At 44.4% G+C, this 24158-nt stretch carries 29 protein-coding genes, 2 pseudogenes and 2 riboswitches; of the genes and pseudogenes, 20 read left to right on the forward strand and 11 right to left on the reverse strand.

The window, feature by feature from the left end; genetic code table 11:
* The first annotated feature begins 20 nt into the window (after positions 1-20).
* Complete coding sequence (locus tag BLQ53_RS09775) at positions 21-491, forward strand: GNAT family N-acetyltransferase (protein WP_244499319.1); 471 nt, start codon at positions 21-23, stop codon at positions 489-491.
* Between the two features lie 84 nt (positions 492-575).
* On the opposite strand, the gene BLQ53_RS09780 is transcribed toward BLQ53_RS09775, so the two are convergent.
* The 3 genes from BLQ53_RS09780 to BLQ53_RS18940 are packed head-to-tail and all read right to left on the reverse strand — an operon-like array spanning position 576 to position 2152.
* A complete protein-coding gene (locus tag BLQ53_RS09780; RefSeq protein ID WP_170829648.1) occupies positions 576-1235 on the reverse strand; it encodes a GAP family protein in 660 nt (219 codons plus the stop codon).
* Between the two features lies 1 nt (position 1236).
* On the reverse strand, positions 1237-1992 hold the full coding sequence (locus BLQ53_RS09785; RefSeq protein ID WP_093727133.1) for a MerR family transcriptional regulator: 756 nt from the start codon (positions 1990-1992) through the stop codon (positions 1237-1239).
* A 13-nt stretch (positions 1993-2005) separates the two neighbouring features.
* On the reverse strand, positions 2006-2152 hold the full coding sequence (locus BLQ53_RS18940) for a hypothetical protein (RefSeq protein WP_170829649.1): 147 nt from the start codon (positions 2150-2152) through the stop codon (positions 2006-2008).
* Between the two features lie 133 nt (positions 2153-2285).
* On the opposite strand from BLQ53_RS18940, the gene BLQ53_RS09790 reads away from it, so the two are divergent.
* Positions 2286-2939 carry a DUF4097 family beta strand repeat-containing protein gene (locus BLQ53_RS09790; protein ID WP_093727134.1) on the forward strand — a complete coding sequence of 218 codons (654 nt, stop codon included), beginning with the start codon at positions 2286-2288 and terminating at the stop codon, positions 2937-2939.
* Positions 2940-3073: 134 nt separating this feature from the next.
* Here the strand turns inward: BLQ53_RS09790 and BLQ53_RS09795 are convergent, their stop codons facing one another.
* Positions 3074-4027, reverse strand: coding sequence for an L-lactate dehydrogenase (locus tag BLQ53_RS09795; protein ID WP_425288295.1), 954 nt, complete (start codon positions 4025-4027; stop codon positions 3074-3076).
* A 312-nt stretch (positions 4028-4339) separates the two neighbouring features.
* On the opposite strand from BLQ53_RS09795, the gene hpaB reads away from it, so the two are divergent.
* A complete protein-coding gene (hpaB, locus tag BLQ53_RS09800; protein WP_093727135.1) occupies positions 4340-5770 on the forward strand; it encodes a 4-hydroxyphenylacetate 3-monooxygenase, oxygenase component in 1431 nt (476 codons plus the stop codon).
* A gap of 35 nt (positions 5771-5805) precedes the next feature.
* Here hpaB and BLQ53_RS19435 read toward each other — a convergent pair.
* A pseudogene (locus tag BLQ53_RS19435) lies at positions 5806-6124 on the reverse strand (AzlD domain-containing protein).
* A complete protein-coding gene (locus tag BLQ53_RS09810; protein ID WP_093727136.1) occupies positions 6121-6591 on the reverse strand; it encodes an AzlC family ABC transporter permease in 471 nt (156 codons plus the stop codon). The pseudogene BLQ53_RS19435 and the gene BLQ53_RS09810 overlap by 4 nt, the downstream one beginning before the upstream one ends.
* Positions 6592-6653: 62 nt before the next feature.
* On the opposite strand from BLQ53_RS09810, the gene BLQ53_RS09815 reads away from it, so the two are divergent.
* The 14 genes and pseudogenes from BLQ53_RS09815 to BLQ53_RS09885 all read left to right on the forward strand — a co-directional run bounded on the left by BLQ53_RS09815 (position 6654) and on the right by BLQ53_RS09885 (position 18746).
* Entirely contained in the window at positions 6654-7115 is a 462-nt protein-coding gene (locus BLQ53_RS09815; protein ID WP_093727137.1) for a 2-thiouracil desulfurase family protein, read from the forward strand.
* Positions 7112-7627: a DNA topology modulation protein gene (locus BLQ53_RS09820; protein ID WP_093727138.1), complete on the forward strand. Its 516-nt coding sequence runs from the start codon at positions 7112-7114 to the stop codon at positions 7625-7627. The genes BLQ53_RS09815 and BLQ53_RS09820 overlap by 4 nt, the downstream gene beginning before the upstream one ends.
* A gap of 78 nt (positions 7628-7705) precedes the next feature.
* Entirely contained in the window at positions 7706-7909 is a 204-nt protein-coding gene (locus BLQ53_RS09825; RefSeq protein WP_093727139.1) for a helix-turn-helix transcriptional regulator, read from the forward strand.
* Position 7910: 1 nt separating this feature from the next.
* Positions 7911-8318, forward strand: a complete 408-nt coding sequence (locus tag BLQ53_RS09830) for a hypothetical protein (RefSeq protein WP_093727140.1) — start codon at positions 7911-7913, stop codon at positions 8316-8318.
* Positions 8319-8345: 27 nt separating this feature from the next.
* Positions 8346-8814, forward strand: a pseudogene (gene ybaK / locus BLQ53_RS09835) (Cys-tRNA(Pro) deacylase).
* Between the two features lie 234 nt (positions 8815-9048).
* Positions 9049-9804, forward strand: a complete 756-nt coding sequence (locus tag BLQ53_RS09840) for a GTP cyclohydrolase II (protein ID WP_093727141.1) — start codon at positions 9049-9051, stop codon at positions 9802-9804.
* A complete protein-coding gene (gene ribD / locus BLQ53_RS09845; protein WP_093727142.1) occupies positions 9797-10906 on the forward strand; it encodes a bifunctional diaminohydroxyphosphoribosylaminopyrimidine deaminase/5-amino-6-(5-phosphoribosylamino)uracil reductase RibD in 1110 nt (369 codons plus the stop codon). The genes BLQ53_RS09840 and ribD overlap by 8 nt, the downstream gene beginning before the upstream one ends.
* Entirely contained in the window at positions 10903-11472 is a 570-nt protein-coding gene (locus BLQ53_RS09850) for a 5' nucleotidase, NT5C type (protein WP_093727143.1), read from the forward strand. Before ribD ends, BLQ53_RS09850 begins: the two co-directional genes overlap by 4 nt.
* 161 nt (positions 11473-11633) lie before the next feature.
* A complete protein-coding gene (locus tag BLQ53_RS09855; RefSeq protein WP_093727144.1) occupies positions 11634-12686 on the forward strand; it encodes a tetratricopeptide repeat protein in 1053 nt (350 codons plus the stop codon).
* A 231-nt stretch (positions 12687-12917) separates the two neighbouring features.
* Positions 12918-13424 (forward strand): DoxX family protein, encoded by a 507-nt coding sequence (locus BLQ53_RS09860; RefSeq protein ID WP_342005154.1) that lies wholly within the window; start codon positions 12918-12920, stop codon positions 13422-13424.
* Positions 13425-13543: 119 nt separating this feature from the next.
* A riboswitch (Lysine riboswitch) is annotated at positions 13544-13730 on the forward strand.
* A gap of 83 nt (positions 13731-13813) precedes the next feature.
* Positions 13814-15307 (forward strand): amino acid permease, encoded by a 1494-nt coding sequence (locus BLQ53_RS09865; protein ID WP_139180867.1) that lies wholly within the window; start codon positions 13814-13816, stop codon positions 15305-15307.
* A 129-nt stretch (positions 15308-15436) separates the two neighbouring features.
* On the forward strand, positions 15437-16300 hold the full coding sequence (locus tag BLQ53_RS09870) for a DegV family protein (protein WP_093727146.1): 864 nt from the start codon (positions 15437-15439) through the stop codon (positions 16298-16300).
* A 500-nt stretch (positions 16301-16800) separates the two neighbouring features.
* A complete protein-coding gene (locus BLQ53_RS09880) occupies positions 16801-17355 on the forward strand; it encodes a delta-aminolevulinic acid dehydratase (protein ID WP_093727148.1) in 555 nt (184 codons plus the stop codon).
* Positions 17356-17593: 238 nt separating this feature from the next.
* Positions 17594-17698: riboswitch (SAM riboswitch) on the forward strand.
* 82 nt (positions 17699-17780) lie between these two features.
* Positions 17781-18746 (forward strand): hypothetical protein, encoded by a 966-nt coding sequence (locus BLQ53_RS09885; protein WP_093727149.1) that lies wholly within the window; start codon positions 17781-17783, stop codon positions 18744-18746.
* 48 nt (positions 18747-18794) lie between these two features.
* On the opposite strand, the gene BLQ53_RS09890 is transcribed toward BLQ53_RS09885, so the two are convergent.
* Positions 18795-19088, reverse strand: a complete 294-nt coding sequence (locus BLQ53_RS09890) for a spore coat protein (protein ID WP_093727150.1) — start codon at positions 19086-19088, stop codon at positions 18795-18797.
* Positions 19089-19104: 16 nt separating this feature from the next.
* Positions 19105-19299, reverse strand: coding sequence for a spore coat protein (locus tag BLQ53_RS09895; RefSeq protein ID WP_093727151.1), 195 nt, complete (start codon positions 19297-19299; stop codon positions 19105-19107).
* A 214-nt stretch (positions 19300-19513) separates the two neighbouring features.
* Between BLQ53_RS09895 and BLQ53_RS09900 the strand changes: the two genes are divergently transcribed.
* Together BLQ53_RS09900 and BLQ53_RS09905 are read left to right on the forward strand one after the other, a co-directional pair.
* Complete coding sequence (locus tag BLQ53_RS09900; RefSeq protein ID WP_093727152.1) at positions 19514-20071, forward strand: cysteine hydrolase family protein; 558 nt, start codon at positions 19514-19516, stop codon at positions 20069-20071.
* 280 nt (positions 20072-20351) lie between these two features.
* Positions 20352-21764 (forward strand): alanine/glycine:cation symporter family protein, encoded by a 1413-nt coding sequence (locus BLQ53_RS09905; protein ID WP_093727379.1) that lies wholly within the window; start codon positions 20352-20354, stop codon positions 21762-21764.
* Between the two features lie 326 nt (positions 21765-22090).
* Here the strand turns inward: BLQ53_RS09905 and BLQ53_RS09910 are convergent, their stop codons facing one another.
* From BLQ53_RS09910 to BLQ53_RS09920, 3 genes are read right to left on the reverse strand one after another with little or no spacing between them, the layout of a single operon-like run.
* A complete protein-coding gene (locus tag BLQ53_RS09910) occupies positions 22091-22504 on the reverse strand; it encodes a MerR family transcriptional regulator (RefSeq protein WP_093727153.1) in 414 nt (137 codons plus the stop codon).
* Between the two features lie 28 nt (positions 22505-22532).
* A complete protein-coding gene (locus BLQ53_RS09915; protein ID WP_093727154.1) occupies positions 22533-22928 on the reverse strand; it encodes a cupin domain-containing protein in 396 nt (131 codons plus the stop codon).
* Between the two features lie 4 nt (positions 22929-22932).
* Entirely contained in the window at positions 22933-23268 is a 336-nt protein-coding gene (locus BLQ53_RS09920) for a carboxymuconolactone decarboxylase family protein (protein ID WP_093727155.1), read from the reverse strand.
* Positions 23269-23565: 297 nt separating this feature from the next.
* On the opposite strand from BLQ53_RS09920, the gene BLQ53_RS09925 reads away from it, so the two are divergent.
* A complete protein-coding gene (locus BLQ53_RS09925) occupies positions 23566-24081 on the forward strand; it encodes a DoxX family protein (RefSeq protein ID WP_093727156.1) in 516 nt (171 codons plus the stop codon).
* Positions 24082-24158 lie beyond the last annotated feature (77 nt).

Consider the following 24158-nt stretch of genomic DNA (forward strand, 5'->3'; position numbering starts at 1 on the left):
CGAAGGAGTGGAGAAATACGATGTATGAAACGCGACTGGCAAAGCGGGAAGAACTGCCTTTGATCGGGAACTACTGGTTTCGTATGGCGAGTGAAATGGGGGAGATAGATGATATACCTGTGCCTAGTTCACAAAGAGTCTTGGAAGTCATAGCTATATTCGAGAAGGAATTCGACGCGGGAAATATAATGTTCAAGGTTGCTACAGACGAGAAAAATGAAATAGTAGCTTGTGCTGGCGGTCTGATTCGAGAAGAATATACATTTCCATTGAGTGAGGAGAAGTCGGTCTTTGGATGGGTTATAGCAGTCTATACACTACCTGCGCATCGAAAACTTGGGTTGTCTTCTCGTTTAGTAGAGGAAGTATGTAATTGGCTAAAAGATCAAGGAGCAGTACGAGCGAGATTATGGTCCAGCTCCAGTGCGAGAGGGATGTACGAAAATCTGGGTTTCAGGAACATGGTGGATATGGAGAAGACATTAAAATAGTTTAGGTTACGAGCGATGCCGCTTAAGTTGCCGTTAATACAATAAGAACAACGCTGTCCGGGGAAGGCCATGGACAGCGTTAGCTTAAAGATAGTCTACTGTATAGTAAACCAAAACCAAACCTGCCAGACAAAGAATCCATGACAAAGTTGAGCCTGTAGATTGCTCCAGTTTCTGCAGAAGGGCACTTGCCTTTTCTTTGACAGATGCTCCTGCAAAATGAAACAGCATGTAAAGCAGTATACAAGGAAGAATCATGAGAAGATTGTATCCTCCAAGAAGGGCAAGGTTTTGTCCCCAAGTACTATCGGCTGCAGCGATAATTCCTGTAGCAGCTATATACGGGAGGGCTGTGCCGGCCTCTAGGAGAAATGTAAATACGCCTAGAAACAATGCATGGCCTCTGTGAATTGGCCCGCGATTTGCGGGAACAAGGGTGGATCTTTTTTTGGGAACATAAAAACTAATGACAAACAGTGTGATACCAATGAGAAATACAAACCAGCTGATTATCTTTATCTGCAGAAGATCGGCAACGTTATCCAATAGGAAGTCGAGCCCCAACAATAGCAATAGACCAAAGCTAAAATATAATACTGCTATAGTAGCTAGGTAGATGGACAGCTTTTCAACAATGTCCGAACGCTTTTCTGTTATCCAATAGAATGTAACGCCTAAAGCGACGGGGCTGATCATATCTAATAATGCGAGTCCGCCTACGATAAGAAGCAGTTCCATTGGCATGTTAATCCTGTTCCTTCTGCTTAGACTGCAAAAACACGACGTAGGCATCTTCCATAAAATGCAACAACTCTTGATCAATCGGGTATAGCCCCATTTTCTCCGAGTCCTCTGGTGATAGACGGATTTCCCACAGTTTATCCAAAAACACATCTTCGCCTTCAAACTGTTCCGAGCGTTTCTCATCCATCCGTCTGATGATCTGCTGCACTCGATTATCCGACAATCCCTTGTCCATATGCTGTTTGAGCTGTCCGATTAATCCAATCCACTCCAATGAATCTGAATCATGTCCTGCCATTCGCGGTACTCTATCCAATAAATGCATTTGCTGCTGATCAAACACTTTTTCCTTGTATCTGTCCTGCATCGTTTTCTCTCCGTCGGAAAGCAGCATCAGTTTCCGGATTGCTTCCAGATGGTTTTGGCCTTCCAATGCAATGCTATTCAATAATTCCTGCAGCAGTATCTCTGTCTGATGCAGATGCTGCTGTTCTTCAATCACATAAATCAGCTGTTTTTTTATGCTATCAGTCCATTCCCAATTCGCCTCTTGCAGCATGCTCTTAATGTCTCCTAAGGAGAAACCAATCTGTTTCAGGAACTGTATTTGCTGAAGTTTTTTGAGCTCGGATTCTCCATATAGACGATGCCCGCCCTCCGTTTTTGCCGCGGGTTTCAGCAGATCAAGCTGATCGTAGTGGCGGAGTGTTCGTACGGTTACGCCTGTCAGTTTCTTCACATCGTGAATATGCAGCATTCTTTTTACCCCCTTACTGTTCTTCATCATCAAATGCCTGCTTAAGAAGATAACCAATGCCCAAACCAATCAAGACACCAGGAAATGCATAATCAATAAGCAGTCCCACACCAGCTCCGACAATGACACATCCATAAATGACTGCATCTCCTCTTTTCACTATTTAACCTCCTGCCTCTTTTGTCCTCTATTTTTAGTTTACAAAATGACGTTACGTCAATTTCAAGAGGAATTTTTTAATGGAAGCTGACGCAAGGTCATTTTTTATAATGAAAAAGTAAAGGGGGAACCTTATGAGGATTAGGTACTTGATGAGCTTGATTCTTGCCATTTTCTTATGCGGTTGCCAATCTGCTCCAACAGAAGATTATCGGCAGTTACCTGTGGAGGGCGTGGAGCGAATGGACATAGATTTTGGTAGTACGTCTACAACTGTTGTTCAAACCGATACAGAGGAGATGAAAATAAACCTGCATCTGGACGATAATGGACCTGGTTTGCAGGTTGACGCTAAACAGAGGAGTATTTCTGTATCACTAGGTAGTGATATAAGAAGGCTATTTTCGCGTGACAAGCCAAGGCTTGAAATACGGCTTCCAGCATCTTATGAGGGGAGGCTGGTAATGAAAGGGTCGTCTGGGGATTTGAAAGTCGATGAACTACACACAAAAGGTTTAGAAATTGATAGCAGCAGTGGAAATCTGACGCTTACTGCTTTAACAGTTCAAGGGGGTGTTTCCATTAAAACGACAAGCGGCGCAGTCAAGCTGGGTTTGCAAACCGAGCCAAATGTATTGTTCCAGCTTTCCTCAAACAGTGGCAGAAGATCGATTGCTTATCCGCTCAAGGATAGGAATGAGACCAGAAAAGAAACGACAGGAACAAGCGGAAGTGGTGATCACCATGTCATAATTGATACGGCTTCCGGAAATATCTCAATAAAGTGAAAGTATCAAGGCTGCTTCTGTATCTTCATCCAGACGGTCCAATCCTATAACAAGGGTGAAGTAATTGGACACGGCTTAAGAAAATAAAAATGACAAAGAGCGAGGACATCATACGACGTCCTCGCTAAAAGTGATCATACAAATGGCTGAAAGGCAGATTCCACGGTATTTCGGAGGACACCCGCACTATGCTTGAACTGTTCTTTTTCCTTCTCGTTCAAAGGCAGCTCAAGAACTTGCTGTGCTCCTTTGCGGCCGACGATCGTCGGAACGCCGATATAGACATCTTTCTCCCCGTATTCGCCATCGAGATATGCCGTTACTGGCAGGATCGCCTTTTCATCCCCGAGTATCGCTTGTGTGACACGGACAAGGCTCATGGCGATACCATAGTAAGTCGCACCTTTTTTCTCGATCACTTGATACGCTGCATCTCGTACATTCACATAAATCGCATCCAAATCTTCTTCCTTATACCAGCTATCTGTCTGCATCATCGTCGTAAGCGGAACACCGCCGATTGTCGCTTGGCTCCAGACTGGCAGTTCAGTATCGCCATGCTCTCCGATCATGTGCGCCTGTACGTCATGTGGCGCAACCCCGAAGTATTCGCCAAGCATATAGCGAAGGCGGCTGGAATCCAAGGTCGTACCGCTGCCGATGACACGTTCTTTTGGAAGACCGCTGAATTTCCAGACCGCATGTGTCAAAACATCAACCGGGTTCGTTGCGATCAGGAAGATGCCATCGAAGCCGCTAGCCATGACTTCGTCTACAATGCCTTTGAAGATCTTGACGTTTTTGCTGACTAAATCAAGTCTTGTTTCGCCTGGCTTTTGATTGGCACCGGCTGTGATGCAGACGATATCGGCATCCTGACAGTCAGCGTACGTGCCATAGCTGATTTTTGTCGGACGAGGGGCGAATGCTTGACCGTGATTCAGATCCATTGCATCGCCCATCGCCTTATTTTCATTTAAATCAATAATCACCAGTTCATCCACGATATTCTGATTCAGCAGTGCGAACGCATAACTGCTTCCTACGAATCCCGCACCGACCAAAGCTACTTTATTGATTCTTTCCATGTAGATCATCACCTTTGTTAAGATTAGTAATATGTGAATAACTTCACATTCTTTATGTTTATATTGTGCATTACTTCACAAACTTTATCAAGTCTTTTGCTTTGAATAATTTGTGAACGATTGGAATATTCTTCGTTGAGGGGGTTCGCATGTTCACGATACTGTTTGCTTTCGGTATCTTTATCTTGATCGTCTTCTTCGCAGCAATACGCACAATGATAGAGAGAAGAAAGGGAGATTAACAGCTTTAGTATTTGCGAGGGAAGAACAGGTTATCCATTTGGGGTAACAAAATGTCGGGGGTGGAAATGCATGTCTGTAAGAACTGGAGAGGCTTATCTTGCTGGCATTGATGCAATGGATAATAAAGTACTTAGCGGCAAAACAATCATTAAAAAACCTCTTTCCAAGCATGCTGCATTCCGGGGAGTAATGCGCACACAAGCGGAATTGTATGATTTGCAGCATGATGCTGCATATATGGATGTACTGACCTATACCGATCGTGATTCAGGGGAGCGTTACGGGCTTTCTTTCCTGAAACCGGAAACAAGGGAGGATTTGACACGACGGAGCGGTATGATCAAATGCTGGGCGGAGCAGACACATGGGATGATCGGCCGCAGCCCGGATTATATGAATACAGTACTGATGGCGCTGGCTGCTTCTGCTGATTTATTGGAAGGGAAAGAAAATTGCTTTCCTGATCATCTGCGAAGCTATTATGAATATGTGAAGAAGCATGATCTGACAATGACACATACATTCATCGATCCACAAGTCAACAGGGGAGATTTTTATTTTGAACAAAAAGATGAGCCGATTGCAGCAAAGATCGTCGAGCGCAATGCCGAAGGGATCATTATTCATGGGGCGAAGCTGTTAGCCACTCAAGGCGGGATTACGGATGAACTCGTCGTGATGTCAGCAGCTGGCTTTGAGCAGGATAGAGGCTTTGGGTTTGCTATTCCGAGCAATGCAGATGGTCTGACCTTCGTAGCACGGGAGTCATTCGCTGGCGGGAAAGGTAAAGCTGATTACCCGCTCAGTGCTCGTTATGAAGAAATGGATACGATAGTATTGTTTGACAAAGTCCTTATTCCTTGGGAACGGATTTTCTACTATGATAATGTCGCAGTGGCAAACAGTTTTAAAAATGAGAGCAGTTTTGCTGCTTTTGGTTTACATCAGGTGCTGATCCGCCGGGTAGCAAAGCTGGATTTCACCATTGGCATAGTTCAATCGTTAATAGAGGAAATCAATATCGCAGAATACCAGCATGTACGAAAGAAGGCAGCAAAACTGGTTATCTTGTCAGAGGTTCTTCAATCGCTGCTGCAACAGGCAGAAGCAGGGGCAGCACCTGATCGGTTGGGGACATTTTGTCCGGATTTGAAACCGCTCCAGGTGGCTTCCAATATATTTGCCCGCAAATATACAGAGATTGCGCCGATGATCCAACAGCTGGGGGCAAGCGGAATGATGAGCATCCCACCGGTCCAGGCATTCAAATCAGAAAAAGGAGTGGAATTGAACCATTACCTGCAGGGGGCAACGAAACAAGGGGAGGATCGCGTCAAGCTGTTCCGTCTTGCTTGGGACTTTGCGATGTCATCCTTCGGCACAAGGGAGTCTTTATATGAATATTTCTTTTTTGGAGATCCAGTTCGGCTGATCAGCCAATTTTACGGTTCCATTGACTTCAAGCCATATAAAGAGAAGGTAGACAATTTGCTGTCATGAAAAGGCTCTTATCCTCAGGATGAGGCCTTTTTGAATTAAAGTAGATTAAGGTACATTGCCATCAGTAATACGCCAACTATCACTGTCATGGAGAGGCTGCGAGTTTTACTGCAATAAGGGTTGTCGGCAGCAGGATCAATAGTACTGGCCAGTCTAAAGAGAGTCTTGTTGGATGAAGGCATTTTCGATTACCAACGCCGTCAAAATACAGACAAGGCACAATGGATAGCCATTTCATAACACCACATCGGGCAGTCGTATGCTGCGTACCAGCATGAACGGCATGATCCTTAGGATAACCGTAACAATGGCGGAAAGAACAATGGCTGCAAACATCATACTGCCCATACTCATTTATCCAGCACTACCCCAAGTGATGCAACGATGACAGCGACATATGCAGGGAACAAGAGTGATAATCCAACCGTGGCAATAATTACGCAGATGCTCAAAATAGCGTAAAGCATCCATTTCGATGCAGGCACATGCTCGAGCTGTAAGAATAGCAGACCAAGGAACATAGCAGGCAAAGCAAAATCCAATCCCCATGTTCCAGGATCTGCAATCCACTTGCCGCATACTGCCCCGAGGATACAGGATAGGTTCCAGCAAATATATGCCGTCAGATTCAGGGCATATATCCAGTTAGCAGTTAAACTTCCTGTCTGTTTCAATTTGGTAGTGGCAACACCAAAGGATTCATCCGTCATGAATATGCCGATTTCTATATTATGCAAAAACGAATCTTTGGTAAAATGAGGTACAAGGGCAGCACTCAATAAAAAATTACGTGCTGCACAGCTATGAAAATAAAGCGGCAGACACGGTCAGCTTTTTCTTGCTTTTGTATTATCATGAACCAGAAGCGTAAGGGGGAAACATTATGATAATGGTAAGTGCATGCCTGGCAGGTAAACCTGTCCGTTATAATGGATCATCAGCGACAGATACAATGGTGGAACAGCTGATTGCGCAGGGAAGAGCAATCAGCGTATGTCCTGAATTGCTTGGCGGTTTCATGACGCCGAGGGAACCAGCTGAAATCGTCGGGGGGAATGGGTATGATGTTTTGGATGGAAAAGCAAAAGTCGTCGAGCTCTCGGGTACAGATGTTACCGATATGTACATAGAAGGTGCAGCCCACGCCTTAGCCATCGCCAAAGAGCAAAATGTGGAGTTGGTTGTATTAAAGGAAAACAGTCCGTCATGCGGCAGCTCTGTCATTTATGACGGTAGTTTTCAAGGGCAGAAGCAGATTGGTGCAGGAGTGACGACAGCTATGTTCAGGAGGGCCGGCATCCGTGTCATTTCCGAAGCAGAGCTGGAGCAGGAAATAGAAAGATGAAGAAAATTGCCATAGTCGGTTCCGGCGGATCGGGAAAGTCTACTTTGGCTAGGAAGCTCGGTCAGATTGTACATATGGAAGTATGGCATTTGGACGCGATACTTTGGAAACCGGGCTGGAGACTTACTCCGAGAAAAGAACAAGAGCAGATTCAGTCACAATTAGTGAGCAGGGATACCTGGATCATCGATGGCAACTATAATGGCACTTTGGATATACGGCTGCAGGCAGCTGATACGATCATATTTCTGGATATGCCGCGAATTCTATGTTTGTATCGTGTGTTGAAAAGAAGGATGATGTATCATAATCGTTCCCGGCCCGATATGCAGGAGGGATGCAAGGAAAAAATCGATATGGAATTCCTTAAATGGGTTTGGCAATTTCCAACGGCCAAACGCCAAAACCTGCTGGATAAGCTTGCGCAATTAGAACAGGACAAGCACATTATCATATTGAAAAGCCGTCGGGAAGTGAAGCACTTTTTAGAAAAAATGAAAGACCAGGCGTAAAGCAACCTTTACACCTGGTCTCTTTTGGTATATGTTATATGTAAAGGTACCTTTACATACGGATGGAGCAGGTTACGGATGAGAGTCATTAATCGAGTAAGAGAATTGCGGCAACAACGATCGATTACCCAAGTGAAAATGGCGGAAGATTTAGCTATTACGCGCCAGACAATCAACGCGATCGAGAAAGGAAAGTACAATCCCAGTTTGGAGCTTGCACTTCGGATGCTTGCATACTTTGATGTGCCGATGGAACAGCTCTTTTATTTGGAGGAGGAATAAAATGCGAAAGATGAAGAAGCGTTACGAATTGCTGATCTATGTTTTTATCACGCTCTGCAGTTTTGTGGGTTTAGGACTGGGAGTAGAGCTTGCTGGGGGACAGCTGCCATTGGGAAGTGATTTGCTTTTCATTATCCTGGCAGGGGTTATCGGGGGAATTGGATTTCCGATGCTGCTCAGTTGGTTCAAGCGTAAGCAACGGGAGCCTGATATGGATGAACGCACCTTCCGGATGATGAAAGATTATCTGCTGGGTGCTTTCGTAGTTGTATCGCTTTTTTCAGGGGTTCTATTACTTGTGCTTGTCGGAATCGGCTACAGTACGATTGAGCTCGGATTGATTGCGGTATATGGAGGTGCCATCGTCATCCTCATGACAGCAGGGTTATTTGTTGTGAAACGGTTCTAATCATCTTGGAAGAAAGGAAGGCAATCCATGGATTACAAAACCAATGTCATGCGCCTGCTTGACCAAAAGAAAATACCATACGAATCATACAGCTATGCGGATACCGATGCAATCAGCGGAACAGCAGTGGCTGAGGTACTGGGTGAGAATCCGGCTCAGGTGTTCAAAACACTTGTCGGTCAGTAAATCGAATCAGCACTACGTATTTATCATTCCGGTCGGGAAAGAGCTCGATTTGAAGCGAGCTGCAGCGAGTGTAGGGGAGAAATCGGTTCGGATGCTGCCGGCAAAAGAATTGCTGCCGCTTACGGGCTACGTACACGGAGGCTGTTCACCTATAGGCATGAAAAAGGTTTTCCGTACCGTTGTGGATGAAAGTGCTTCGGAATTTGAGACCATCATCTTCAGTGCTGGTAAAATCGGCTATCAGGTAGAGATTACCCTGCCTGATCTGAGCAGGATTTTGCCTCATACAGTAACTTCACTAAGCGAATAGCAAAGGTTCCGGCTTCATCAAGAGGCCGGAGCTTTTTTATTTTCCCTTTTCCTAAAACGGTGTATAGTTAGCACAAGACACTGGTATCTTTTTTACACTAAATCACCTATATGTGCCTACTTCTAAGATGCTGTCTATCATACTATGATGGAAGAAGTTATAAGGATATGGGCGAAACTGGGCCTACATAAATTCAGTGATTTTACGCACACTGATAAAAAAGGAGAAAGATGGATGACAGAAATGAAATTAGAGTCGAAAGCCGTTTCGATTTTGAAAGATAAAATTGAACTTATCCCGAGTGCAGAAGGAGCTATTTATCTTGTCGGACCAATCAAACTGCCTGTGAACCTTTACGAAGAAACGGTCACGTTCCAATGGTACTGCTGGTTGAATTGCGATGAAGTAGCCGAGGACTATGAAAAAATCATTGAAAAGCTGTCTGACATGAACCTGGCGGAAATGCAGCAATCCAGTGTATTGGTGTATGGCGATTTTGCTGAGGCTGAGGATGCATTGATCCGGATGCATTCGATTTGCCATACAGGTGATATTTTCGGCAGCAAACGCTGTGACTGCGGCTTCCAGCTAAAGCAATCCATGCAAAGGATCGTGGAGCACGGTACAGGCGCATTATTCTACTTGGCAAACCATGAAGGACGCGGAATAGGTTTGTTTAGCAAAGCAATGGCTTATATCTTACAGGAAAATGGCTACGATACGGTAGAGGCGAATGAAAGCCTCGGTTTTGTGGATGATTCCCGTGACTACAGCGATGCCATTCAAGTGCTGAAGGCGCTCCGTACGAAGCCTGTTACACTCATGACGAATAACCCTAAAAAACTTGCAGCGATGGAACAGGCAGGCATGCAGCTTTCCGGTCGATCGGCACTATGGGGCGATGTATCGGAATTCAACGAGAAATACCTTAAGACAAAAATTGTCCGATCAGGTCATCTCGGGGATGAGGAGATCTGCAGCAATGACTGATCACAACTTCTATATGGACTTGGCCTTGCAAAACGCCAAGGCGATGAAAGGGCAGACCGACCCGAATCCGCTGGTAGGCTCTGTGATAGTGAATGACAACCATATCGTCGGCATCGGCACCCATCTGAAAGCAGGCGAACCGCATGCTGAGATTCATGCGATTCGGATGGCGGGAGACAAAGCGAAGGGCGGGACGATTTATGTCACGCTCGAGCCTTGTTCCCATCATGGTCGGACCGGACCTTGTGCAGTGGCAATTAAAGAAGCTGGATTAAAAAGGGTGGTCATTGCCACGCTGGATCCGAATCCAGTGGTTGCTGGCAACGGGGTGAAAATTCTTGAAGAAGCCGGCATTGAAGTGATCATCGGTGTGCGCGGGGAGGAGTCCCGCAAGATGAACGAGGTTTTCAATAAATTCATCGTCGAGAAGAAGCCGTTTATCACGCTGAAAGCAGGCACGACATTGGATGGCAAAATAGCCACCCATACACTTGATAGTAAGTGGATCACATCTGCTGATTCCAGACAGGACGTCCATCAGCTGCGCAATGAGCATATGGCAATCCTGGTTGGTGTGAATACGGTAATAGAAGATGATCCGGAACTGACAGCCAGAATTCCGAATGGACGGAATCCAATTCGTATCATTCTGGACTCCAGTTTGCGAATACCGATGGACGCCAAGGTGATCACCGATAAACTGGCAGACACTTGGGTTTTCGCAAGTCAGCAAGCGGACGATGAAAAAGAGAAGGCGCTTTTGTCACTAGGCATAAAAGTCTTTCGGACAAGCGGATCAAGCCGCGTGGACGTGAAGGAAGTGGTCGAGATATTGGGTGAGCAGCTAGTCTCTTCCGTTTTGATTGAAGGGGGCGGAAGCATCCATGCCTCATTCTTGGAAAACCACTTGGTTGATAAAGCAGTTCTTTACTTCGCCCCGAAATTAATCGGCGGAAAGGATGCACCAACCTTCCTGGAAGGTGCCGGTTTTGCCAAAATGGCTGATGCAGTGGAATTGACTGATACCGATATCATTAAAATCGGACAAGACTTCAAGTTTATCGGCTACCCGCGCTATGATAAAGGGGAAAAGAAACAATGAAATTCGGCTTCGATATCGATGATACACTGATTAATTTGCGTGAGCATGCCTTTCACATCTATAACAAGAAGTTGAATCAAAGTCTTCCAATTGAAGCGTTTCATAAACTTGAACGTGTCGAAATCCATGAACCATTCGGGCTGACAGATGAACAAGGTTCCCAAATGTGGAATTCCACTTTGGAGGAAATCTATTATACTACGTGCCCGCCATTTCCGGATGCGATCGAGCTATTGCAGGAACTGGAGCAGAATGGTCATGAAATCTACTATATTACTTCAAGACCGAAAGAGCATGGAGAAAGAACGATGGAGTGGCTCCGCGCCCTCGGCTTTCCAATCAAGGAAAATCAGTTCTTCTACGGCATGCAAGATCAAGAAAAGGTGCATATCATCAAAAAATTGGAACTTGATTATTATTTTGACGACAAGCCAGACGTATTGAACACGCTGCTTGAAGAATCCGCAACTAAAGTGTTCGTAAAAGATCAACCGTATAATCGACTTGTCAAGCTGCCTAGAATAGTCGATTTATCGGAAATAAAGGAAATTATACACAGGAAATAAAAGATTGACGGTTCAGAATCCGTCAATCTTTTTTTGCTTTCTGCAAAACAGGAGGAAATTCCCAGTTGATGGAGAAATATAGTATATAGAAAATTTTGATAAAATGACACTGGGGGATTATGGTAAAATAAGGATACATAAGTAATGAGGGAGGAGTGACTATGGGCCTGGTTTTATCGGTGGATGATAAGACATTCTGGGAGCTGCTTCATGACTTCTATAATGTGATGAAACTGGAAAAACAAAGTGAGGCAGCCGTTCTGGCAGAGACAATTGGTACGATGAGAAATGATATTGAATCGGAGGAAGTTCTGGCTGCAGCCGATTTGCTGATTATACGCTATCACGTAATGTTGGATGAAGTGGGAACTGCGATGGAGCTTTTGAAGCAGTTCGAAGCACAGAGCCATGTTTTGTCTCGACAGAATGCATACTTTTATCATTACTTCAAAGGACAGATACTTTTCAAAAAGAAAAGATGGAAAGAAGCGATCCGCTATTATGAACATGCTGAGAATTACATCACAGATGATGATGAGAAAGCGGATTTCTACTATAAGCTGGCCAATGCATATTATCAAACCTATATTCCGGCCCTTTCAGCACTGAATACAACAAAAGCACTGGCCTTTGCAACACATCACAAACAGCAGCTGCATCTGGCCAAGTGTAAGCTGCTGCTCGGGTTGAACCACTTGGAAATCAGGAATTTCGATCAGGCAGAGAATTATTTGCATGAGGCGCTCGATTGTCAGCCTGGACCGCATGAAACGTCCCTCAACTTAACGTCCATGGTGCACCACAATCTAGGATTGCTTTGTTTTGTGCAACATTTATTCGACGAAGCAGTCAACTACTTCGAAAAAGCTGTTTATGCTGATCCTTGCACGCATTATATGAAAAGCCTTTACTATCTGTCAGAATCGCTTTTCCGCGCGAATCGCATGCAGGATGCCATGTACTACTACCAGCTGGGATTTGCCAGGAGTAAAAAAGACCAAGACATGCATTATCAATGGGCATTCGCTATGCTGCATAAGCAATTTGTCGACTGTGAAAGCTTCGAAGCAGTTTGGACACAGGGCATAGCCTATTATGAGTCAATTGGTGAGCGAGGCAGTGTACAATATTATAGCTTGCGCATGGCGGAATATTACACCCATAGAGGAGAAGACGAGAAGGCAAATCATTACTACCGAGTTGCTGTGCAATAAAGCTATTTTATCTGATAGGATATATCGCCTGTTCCCTAATAATCATGAAAACCCAGCATCTGTATATATAGTGTCAAACTAGGTACTCTACTAAAAATCTTTCAAAATTATTACTATTCTATTAAGTTTCGTATATAAATATTCCGTCTTTGGTTTTTCCTCTTATACTAGAGCTGTGGAGGTGCCGATCCACATCGGTTTACAACTTTGGCAGCGATGGGAGAGGAAAGAATGATGATCAGCAATTTACGGCAGAGCAAAGGAGCAGCAGTCGTTTTCTTCGTGATCAGATTGTATCTTGGGTACACATTCCTATCAGCGGGCTTAGGTAAGCTGATGAGCGGAAATTTTGATGCGAGTGGATTCGTTCAAGGAGCCATGGCACGCTCGGAGGCGGGTGTCATCCAGGGATGGTGGGGGGATTTCCTCGAAAATATCGTCCTACCGAATGCAGGGGTATTCAGCTTCCTTGTCATGTGGGGAGAAACACTTGTCGGATTGGCGCTGCTGCTTGGTGCTTTTACGGGATTTGCAGCTTTAATGGGGATATTGATGAATATCTCATTCCTATTGAGCGGAGCATTCACCCAGAATCTAATCATGATTATCCTGGCGATAGTGCTGCTAGTTGGCGGTGCGAATGCTGGCCGGTTTGGTATCGATAACTGGATCATGCCATCCTTGCGCAACAATGGTCACAACGGGAAAGCCAGCAACAGCAAGAGACAACTTATATGATAAAGGAACACGCGTCTAGGCGCGTGTTTTTTCATGATGTAATAATTTTTTGTTGAAATATACGGATGTGTGTAGTACAGTTAAATGAGTTTTTCAATTGCATACAAATCCTCATCATTTGATGAGGTAGAGGTTGCGGCTGTTAAAAGTACAGACTGGGAGATCGGGAGAGATCGTCGATCAGGCTGGAAAGGAATAGCCGCCGAAGCCAAATGGATTCTCCAATCCTTGTGGCTGGGCTTGTACTCGAATAGGGGCAGGACTGTCACGTCAGTAGCAAAGCTGGCGTGTTGCGCTATCTTTGTGAGAATGATGCTGTTTATAAGTAAAGGCCGTTCGGATAGAGCAAGCTATCCGGGACGGTCTTTTTTCGTATCTATAGCGCAACTGTGCAAGAACAGAGAGGGGAAAAGAAAGTGGGCAACCGAAACAACACGAAACAAACGGGCTTACGCAGGGAATTGAAAGCCCGTCACCTTGGGATGATCTCCCTTGGCGGAACAATTGGAACAGGATTATTCCTGGCCAGCGGAGGCGCTATCAGTGAGGCAGGACCAGGTGGCGCTTTACTTGCATACGCGCTGATTGGCTGCATGGTATTTTTCTTGATGACAAGCTTGGCGGAAATGGCAGCATTCATGCCGGTATCCGGAAGCTTCAGCACATATGGATCCCGTTTTGTCGATGAATCATTTGGATTCGCACTCGGCTGGAATTATTGGTTCAACTGGGCCATCACGATTGCAGCTGAGCTCGTTGCCGTAACATTGATCATGGGATTCTGGTTCCCTGATACACCATCTTGGATCTGGAGTGCCATCAGTCTTATCATCATGTTCTTATTGAATTATATTTCTGTTAAAGGCTTCGGTGAATCGGAATATTGGTTCGCGTTGATCAAAGTCGTCACTGTCATCGTCTTCATCATCGTCGGAGTATTGATGATTTTTGGTATCCTCGGTGGTGACGCGCCTGGGTTCTCTAACTTTACGGTGGAAGATGCGCCATTCAATGGCGGTTTCCTTGCCTTGCTTGGTGTGTTCATGGCAGCCGGCTTTTCCTTCCAGGGAACTGAATTGCTTGGTGCAGCTGCTGGTGAAGCGGATAATCCTAGACAATCCATTCCGAAGGCGATTCGCTCTGTCTTCTGGCGGATTCTTTTGTTTTACATCTTGGCTATCTTCGTAATCGGTATGCTCATTCCTTACACAACAGAAAGCCTGGCAAGTGATGATGTCCGACTGAGCCCGTTCACACTCGTGTTCGAAAAAGCGGGAATCGCATTTGCAGCATCGGTCATGAACGCAGTTATCCTGACTGCCGTCCTGTCTGCCGGTAACTCTGGCATGTACGCGAGCACACGGATGCTGTGGAACTTGGCGAAAGAAGGGAAAGCACCTGCATTCCTTGGTAAACTGAACAAAAACGGCGTACCAGTAAACGCGTTGATCGCTACGACGGCAGTAGGCTGTGTGGCCTTCCTGACATCCTTCTTCGGAAATGGTGTCGTGTACACTTGGCTTTTGAACGTATCCGGTATGGCAGGCTTCATCGTCTGGGTCGGTATTGCGGTCAGTCATTACCGATTCCGTAAAGCATACATCGCCCAAGGAAACGATATCAAAGACTTGCCATATACAGCTAAATTCTATCCAGTCGCACCGATACTTGCTTTTGTGCTATGTGTCATTGTCATCATCGGCCAAAGTTTCTCTGCTTTCACAGCAGATGGCGTTGATTGGGGCAGCTTGATCGCGTCCTACATCGGTATTCCGGTCTTCCTGCTTTGCTGGATTATCTTTAAAGTGAAAAAGAAAACGAAGGTGTACAAATTGGAAGAAGTCGATTTGACGACTCCTTCACATGAAACTGCACCTGAATAAGTAAAGCTGCCGAGAGGTCGGCAGCTTTTTTTATGAAGGGCTTTTGATTTGTACAATTTATGACTTATTTCCTAATCTTTTTGTATCTTTATTTTATTTACCCGTTATACTGAAACTAGAGGTGAATAAATGAAAATTGCAATTGTGACAGACAGTCTTACGAATCTGAGAGAAGAGGATTTACAGCGATATCCTTTTATATATTACGCGCATTTGAATGTCATCATAAACGACAAGTCCTATGTTGATTTAAAAGAGATTACAAATGATCAGCTGTTTCGGTTCATTGATGAGGGAGCGTCCTATTCTTCTTCCCTGCCATCTCCAGAGTCATTTGTCGTTTTATATGAAGATTTGCTGACTGAATATGATGTTATTATCAGCTTGCACTGTACAGAGAATGTAAGCGGTACCGTCAATTCGGCCCGTATTGCAAGAGATACAATCGAGGATGCTGGTAACCGGATCATCGTGATTGATACCAATACGGCTTCCATCGGTACAGAAAATATTGTCCTAAAAGTTTGTCAGCTCATGGAGCAAGGTGAAACGATCGATGAAATAATGAAAGCCATCGAATTTTACCGTTCCCATAGTCAGCTGTACCTTACGATAAATGATCTGACAACGCTGGTGCGTACTGGCAGAATTTCAAAAACTGCGTCTAGGATCGGCAACTTATTGCATATAAAACCAATTGTCGGATTGGAAAACGCGAAGCTGGAAGTTATGGGGAAGGTCCGCACGAAGAAACGTTTGCTAAAATGGATGCTGGAAAAATTAAAAAGCGATATTGAACAGTCTGGAAAACAGATTGTCCGAATCACACATGTGAATTCCATTGACCTTGCCACTGAGCTAAAGGATGCAATGAAAACATATGGTAATAAAGCAGAAGTATTCATCAGCAATGAAATAAGTTCCGTCATGGCCATCCACTTTGGACGAGGCGGTGTTGGTGCCAGTTGGATGCCAGCTGAATATTCGATCTAGAAATCATCAACACAGTTAATTAAGTAGATAAAAACCTCGGCAACAGTTTAGCTGTCCGAGGTTTGTTTTGCTTAGTCGTTTATTTTTTGAAACATGATGATTGTGAGTCTAAAACTACTTCTTTTCCGTACTTTTAAACAAGACAAATCCAATCTTTGTGAATAGATACAGTGTGAATATGATTATTAAAGTCCGGGCCATTACATATCCATCACTGAAACTAAATTCTTCCGAGATTAATAGATTGCTGTTAAAGCACAGCCAAAGCGCAAATAAAAGGGGGATTGCAATAAATAAGACAGCGATGGTGCGTTTTGCTTCCCAACTCATTCAGATCATCCTTTTCAAATATAATTGAAAATTTGTTACTATCGATGTGGATATAGTATTATACCATAAAATACCATATGAAGATGCACCTGAAAAAAGTAAACAATCATGCAATGAGATAGATATCAACAAAGATATTCGCATGGAGAAAAAATAATCTAGGGGGAAATATGAGTAAACCGGCGTTTGTTGTAACCCTTGTGATTGGACCTGATTGCGATACGGAGTCTTTAGCTATGAGATTAGCTCTGGAGTACTTTGGAGCCAGGGTTTATGTACACTATGTAGGAAGGCCAAATGATCTTGTCGAAGTGTTGTCTGGTGAGGATAGGGCTTCGGATACGAATTATCTCATACTTAATTTTCATGGAGAAGAGGGGAAATTTTGTATTCCTGAATTAGATAATTCGTTCTATGAAGTTAATGAACCAAAAGGAAGATTCTTTGACGATGAACATGTCCGTAAATACGCAGTTGTCGAAGGGTTAAATGTGATTGGATGTGGTTGTACTCTGGGAAAGGATTCTTTAGCCAAAGCTTTTCTAAAGAAAGGATGTAAAGCGTATATCGCCCCTGATGATTACATAGATGGAAATGCAAATTTGATGTTCGTGTTAACGTTCTTTTATGAGCTTATAAGTAACAGGAGAAGCCAAGAAGATGCATTCCAAATTGCAAGATCCATTGATTCTGAAACTAAAATGTATAATAAATATACTAACTGAAAAGAAAAGCCGAAATATGAGAAGTTTAAGGTTATTTCCTAAGATATCTGTAACGATTGTAGTACATTCAGTTAGAATTTACATCCATCATTAATTTAGAGTATATAAGGGGAACTTTAAGAAAATAACATCGCAAAATGGAGTAGGGTCCATTTTTGCATCCTTATTCCGAGTAATCAGATAAGATATATTGACAATCTTTGAACAGAATGATAAACTTACTGAAAATTATATATGTTTCTTATCCAGAGAGGTGGAGGGATATGGCCCTGCGAAGCCTCAGCAGCAGATCTGACTACAGACACTGTGCTAATTCCATCGGTTCATAACCGGCAGATAAGATGAATAGAGGAAGCCTCTCGACGCATCTTTGTCCGAGAGGCTTTTGTATTTGTCCCGCTGCCCATTAGAAAGGGGAAGGCAACATGTTTGAATTGATTCGGGAATTGTCAAAGTACAAAGGGTACAATCAGTCATTTGTTTCACAAATCGTCGATAAGATCACGCCGTTTGCGGATGAGATGCACTTTGACAGCCGGGGGAATCTTATTGTCCGTAAACATGGAGAAAAGTATACGCCGAAAATCACCTTGCTGGCAGAGGTGAAAGAAGAGATTTATGTAGTGACGTCCATTACAGAATCAGGAGCACTTGTAGCAGACGCGAATTATTTCACATTGACGTATGTCCAAGGTCAAGCAGTCCAAGTGGAGACAAAGAATGGGCTGCTGGGCGGTGTGGTTACGGCAGGTGAAGCAGAGCAGCACGCCGCTGTCATCGATATCGGAGCCAACTCGGCGAATGATGCACGTGAAATGGGTGTGGAACCAGGCGACCACGTGACTTTATTCGATGACTTCTTGTATCTGGGTGATGAAGTGAGCGGCCGGGTGGTCGGGAAAGGGCTGGATAATAAGATCGCTCCGGCGATTGCCATTAAGCTTTTGCAGCAATGGGACACATCGGAAGGGGAAATCACCATCATCTTCTTTCCGTTCCATAACAAAAAATATCTTTCCAATCAGCTCGAGGGGGAAGCAGCCTTTTATATCGGGTCCGTGCCCCGGCAAAGAATCGCTCAACAAAGCCGGGGAGCCATCGAATTAGGCAGCGGTGTTGCAATCAAAGTGGCAGATAAAACGATACCAATCAATCAAACGCTGAAAAATCAGCTGGTCGATTTGGCTATTGCGCATGATATCCCGTTTCAGTTGGAATTCTTGTTTCGACATCGCTATAAGAAACTGTCCACTAAAATTCCGGTAAGCATCCTGAACATCCCGATCGAACATCTGGACAAGACAACACAGGTAGTCTCAGTGAAGGATTTGGAGGATACGCATCAGCTGATCCAGACGTATCTCTGGCGGAGCAGGGAATTGCAATTTTAAGCAAGAAAACACCTAGAACAGCATGAGCTATTCTAGGTGTTTTCTCATTCATTTCACTAATTCAAGGGACTTCTCGATTCTTTCTTTATCATGTTCCAATTGTTTGTCTACATCATGCGCATAGTACATCTCATTTTTTATCATGTAATCTGCGATTTTAGCATGGTTATCAATTGCTTGATCCAATTGTTTCTTCAACACTTCACGTACTTCCGAGGATGCAGTCTCTGTCAGTGCAACCGCATAGGTTCGGACCGTGGCTTTAGCTGAAACCAATAGTTCAGTCGCAATCAACTCATCACGCGTTTTTCCTGCTGTCTTCAATTTTTCCGTGATACTCATTCCAATCACCTCCCCTTTAGTTAGATAGGACTTCCTGCAGTTCCTTGATTGCTTTTTCGGAACTCGTTACATCATTATCCAGAATCATTCTCAAGGTGTCGTCTTCGGCGAGGGATTGTAATGCATAGGATTTCACCAGGCAGCTTTGCTTTAAAGTAAGTACTTCGTGTACTTCCAATGTTTCATGTAGTGCCAATTTCTTCTTAGCCATGTTAATCCTCCTCATGGGTTATCGTACACGGTTTAGATAACCTGATAGGACAGATACTAAACATCTTTTGGTTGGAAAAAGGCACCATTTTATAAAGGGGTGGTGTATACTGCAGTTAGTTATCAATAGGAGGCGGATAGTATGAAACAGAAAAAACGAGCATATCAGTCGCAAAGTCGGAGTGTCTTAGCAATCAGCTAAAGGAGAGACGTTTTTGAAGCAAGCATTACTGATTATTGACGCACAACAGGCACTGATTGACGGTGGATCGGGAGAAAGACCTGTATATCGCAAAGAGAACCTGATTGAGCAAATCAATCTCGTAATCGCCAAAGCGCAAATGGCAGAAGCTGCTATCCTATTCGTCCGTGATACAGACGTCGCGGGAGGACAAGGAGAGGGTTTCCAGATACATGCAGGGATTCAAGTACCGGAAGAAGCACCTGTATTTGATAAGCAGGCGACAAATGCTTTTTATGGCACAGGTTTGCTTGAGTATGTGAAAGGAGAAGGGTTCTCCCATCTTGTCATCATGGGCTGCGAAACACAGCATTGTATCGACACTGCAGTCCGTACCGCCACCGTGCAAGGTATGGATGTAACGCTAGTGGCAGATGGTCATTCGACATCAGGCTCTGATGTTCTGACTGCAGAGCAGATCATCCAGCACCATAATCAGATTTTGCATGGACATTATAATGTGGATCATTTCTCTGTCGTACGGCAGGCAGAAGAAGATTTGTTTGCACCGATTCATGATTCGTATCGTTAAGCTAAAAAGATAGCTAGGATTTTTTGATACCCCAAGCCCGTAACAGGAGGGCTTGGGGTATTTTAATGTGATTAGGTAAGGATCGCCAATGGAGCTCTATCTAATATATTCTGAATAATCAAAATTTAACGTTATATAACCTTACAACTTTCATGCATCACACTAAACGTTTCGCCATAATAAACACATATTCCATCTCAAATACATCTTTTCAGGAGGTTTTCTTTTGGGGTTTGAGTCTTTATTAACAAAGGTCAGCGAGTATTTATGGAGTGTGCCGATGTTGATCTTCATAGCTGTTGTTGCTGGTGTTTATACGATTGCTTCCGGGTTGCTGCAGGTCAGATATTTGAAGGACATGATTGTGCATACGTTCACTGGGAAAAGTTCCGAATCTGGTGTTTCACCCTTTCAATCGCTTGTTATCGCACTTTCTGGCAGAGTCGGCACAGGGAATATAGCTGGTGTTGCGACAGCCATCGCAGCAGGTGGTCCAGGAGCTGTATTCTGGATGTGGTTCATTGCTTTTTTTGGTTCTGCGGCTGCTTTTGCAGAGTCTACGCTCGCCCAGATTTATAAAAAGAAAGTGGATGGAGAGTATCGTGGCGGACCAGCTTATTATGCGGAGAAAGGGCTCGGATGGAAATGGTACGGCTATATTTTCGCGGTGGTGGCAGCTGTATCCACCTGTCTATTGACTCCAGGTGTACAGGCGAATGCAATCGCTGAAAGCATGAATAATGCTTTCGGTATTGGACCAATGATTACAGGAATTGCCTTGGTTGCAATTACAGGATACGTCATCTTCGGCGGTGTTCGCAGAATTGCCTTCCTGGCATCTTATGTTGTTCCGATCATGGCATTATTTTATTTAATTGCTGCTGCTATTGTCATCTTCGCGAATATTGAACAGGTTCCAAGTACGTTTACGCTTATTTTCAGCAGTGCATTCGGTGTTGATTCTGCGTTTGGCGGTATGATCGGTGCTGCCATAAGCTGGGGGGTAAAGCGCGGCTTGTATTCCAATGAAGCAGGCCAGGGGACAGGAGCACAGGCAGCGGCAGCGGCAGAAGTATCCCATCCGGTAAAGCAGGGCTTGGTCCAAACCTTCTCCGTCTATATCGATACACTGCTTATCTGTACTGCGACAGCACTGATGATCTTGATGACCGGCAATTACAGTGTCACAGATCCAGATGGAGGCTATATCGTCGACTATACGGATGGAATGGAAGCAGGTGCAGGATATACACAGGCGGCTGTAGATGAGGTACTTGGCGGATTCGGATCGCCATTTGTAGCAATTTCTTTGTTTTTATTTGCTTTTACCACTTTGGTTGCTTACTTTTATATTGCGGAAACGAATCTATTTTATATTGTCAGAGGAGAATCCAGGAAAATTTTCTCCAATATCTTGAAAGTGCTATTCCTGGCGGCGATATTCTTCGGTACTATCCGCTCGGCAACATTGGCTTGGACATTGGCGGATATAGGACTTGGATTGATGGTCTGGGTAAACTTAATCGCTGTCATCCTGCTGTATAAACCGACGATGGCAGCGCTCAAGGACTACAAGGTGCAAAGGAAACAGGGACTTGATCCCATATTCCGCCCTTCGCAGGTCAACATCAAGAACGCCGATTATTGGGTGGAACGCGAAGAGGAAGATGAAAAGAAGAGAAAGACAATATAATGGCAAAAGGTAACGGTATCAAACTACTGGTAAAGAGGACCCCAATCCCAGGTCGGGTATGACGGAGCAGGTGATGATTCGTGCGCAATGGATTCCAGACGCAGCTGCCGCACCAGATATAGCATTTAGACCTTCTGCCGTTGAAAATGATCCGGGTATCTTTCGGTTCCAGTGATGAGAGTACGGTGCGATTGTCAGTTGTCCATCAGTACCAGAAACCATTGCCGGCCACTTAAACAAAAAAGAGTAGGGAGAATCAGGTTCTCTCCACTCCTCATTTTTGCCTTTGTTTACGAATGAGCTAGAGTTATCCCTAGCACAGGCCTTCAATTTTGTGTACGTTTCTCCTTAACAAACCGATCATACAAATCCTTTTCGCCCTGACCATCCATGTACTGCTCGTACATGGCTATCTTTTTGTTCATAAGATCCAGATTGTGCTGATACTCTGCCATCTTAGCTTCTACATTTTCTTTATGTCGGATCAAAATAGCTACTAATTCCTCGTAGTTGTCGCTGTCTGATTCGCGCAGATCTTTGTACTTTTTCAGATCCTCCAGCGACATACCCGTTCCTTTCATATGCACGATGAATTCGGCCCATAGCCGATCATCTTCGGAGTAGACGCGGACATTGCTGACATTCCGTTTTGGCACAAGCAAGCCTTCTTTTTCATAGAAACGCAAGGTATGCTCGCTTAAATCCGTGAGCTTCGCCAATTCACCGATACGATATGTCATCGTTCATTCTCCTTATTCGCTGGTGCTTTCACAGCTTGCTGTACCACGCATCGTCAACGGGTTCCAGCCACTCTGTTTGACCAGGGGAAATAGCTAAGTGTACAAACCAGCTATCCATCGTTGCACCATGCCAATGTTTCACATTCGCTGGTATATTCACCACATCACCTTTCTTGAGCAGCTGGGCAGCTTTTCCTTCTTCTTGATACCAGCCTTCACCACCGGTAACAAGAAGAACCTGACCGATTTGGTGGGAGTGCCAGTTGTTGCGTGATCCAGGTGCAAAAGTGACATTACCGATTGGGGCATCGATCGGTTCTTTATCCATATAAATCATGTTTAAGTATGCATCCCCAATGAAATTCTCTTCCACTTTGTTTCCTAATTCGAAGATAGTGCTGTTGCTTAGATCTTCTTTAGTCATATGTTCACCCTTCTTTCTTATCTTCATCAAAGATTTTCTTGGCGAGGTTAAACGCTGACCAAGCTTTCGGCCATCCGGCATAAAAAGCTAGATGCGTAATCACTTCCGCAACCTCTTCTTTTGTTAAGCCATTTGCTTTTGCTCTTTGGAGATGAGGGGTCAGCTGTTCCATATTTCCGCCTGCAAGCAGGGCAGAAACAGTAATCAAACTGCGATCGCGCGGTGATAATTCCTGTTTCCTCGACCAGACTTCACCAAAAAGAACATCATCATTCAGTTCGGCGAATTTCGGAGCAAAATCCCCTAACAAATCCCGTCCAGCTGTTTGTTTATCTGCCATTTCCATTGCTCCTTTCTGCGATTCAATTAAGCATCTTCTTTTTTACGCTACACCTTAGAGCCGACTCTAGGTCAAGGAGTTTTACCAGCACATTATTTCCCCCGTTGAAACTGCATTTTGTGCGCTGTCACAAAACTGTAAAAGAGTTATTGCTAATTTGTGAAAACGTTCACAAAATGAAGCGCAATCTTCTCTTTTCGCTTATACTACAAGTGTAGAAGGAAAAGCGCTAATCCCTCTCAATCTTATATGTGAAACGTTTAACAAACTATTCTCATGGATGGAGTGTGGAAGAAAATGATCATACAGTGGATTCGAAACAGTAAAACTGCGGCTGGGCTTTGGACAATTATCCGGATTTATCTTGGGTATGCGTGGCTTACTGGCGGACTCGGTAAACTGACCGGCGGTGGATTTGATGCTAGCGGCTTCCTGCAAGGAGCAGTGGCACAAGCAGGCGGGGAGCATCCGGCGGTACAAGGCTGGTGGGCGGTCTTCCTGGAACAAATAGCTTTGCCGAATGCCGGACTGTTCAGCTTCCTTGTCATGTGGGGAGAGATTCTTGTCGGAATTGCACTCATTCTCGGAGTCTTTACCAACTTCGCCGCACTCATGGGCATTACGATGAATTTTGCATTCCTCTTCAGTGGCACTGTCAGCACAAATGCACAGATGGTCTTGCTTACGATCTTCTTACTAGTCGCTGGAGCCAATGCCGGACGCTATGGACTCGACCGCTGGGTGCTGCCATATTTAAGAAATCACTATCCAAAACATACACCGAGAACACCGACGAAGCCGGTTGCTTCATAAAAAAAATTATGACCTACTGCCATCAAGCAGTAGGTTTTTTGCTGAATAATGGAACTTCATACGTTGTTTTTCGTACA

Origin of the sequence: Terribacillus halophilus (assembly GCF_900101385.1) — a bacterium.
GTDB classification, from domain to species: Bacteria; Bacillota; Bacilli; order Bacillales; family Amphibacillaceae; genus Terribacillus; species Terribacillus halophilus.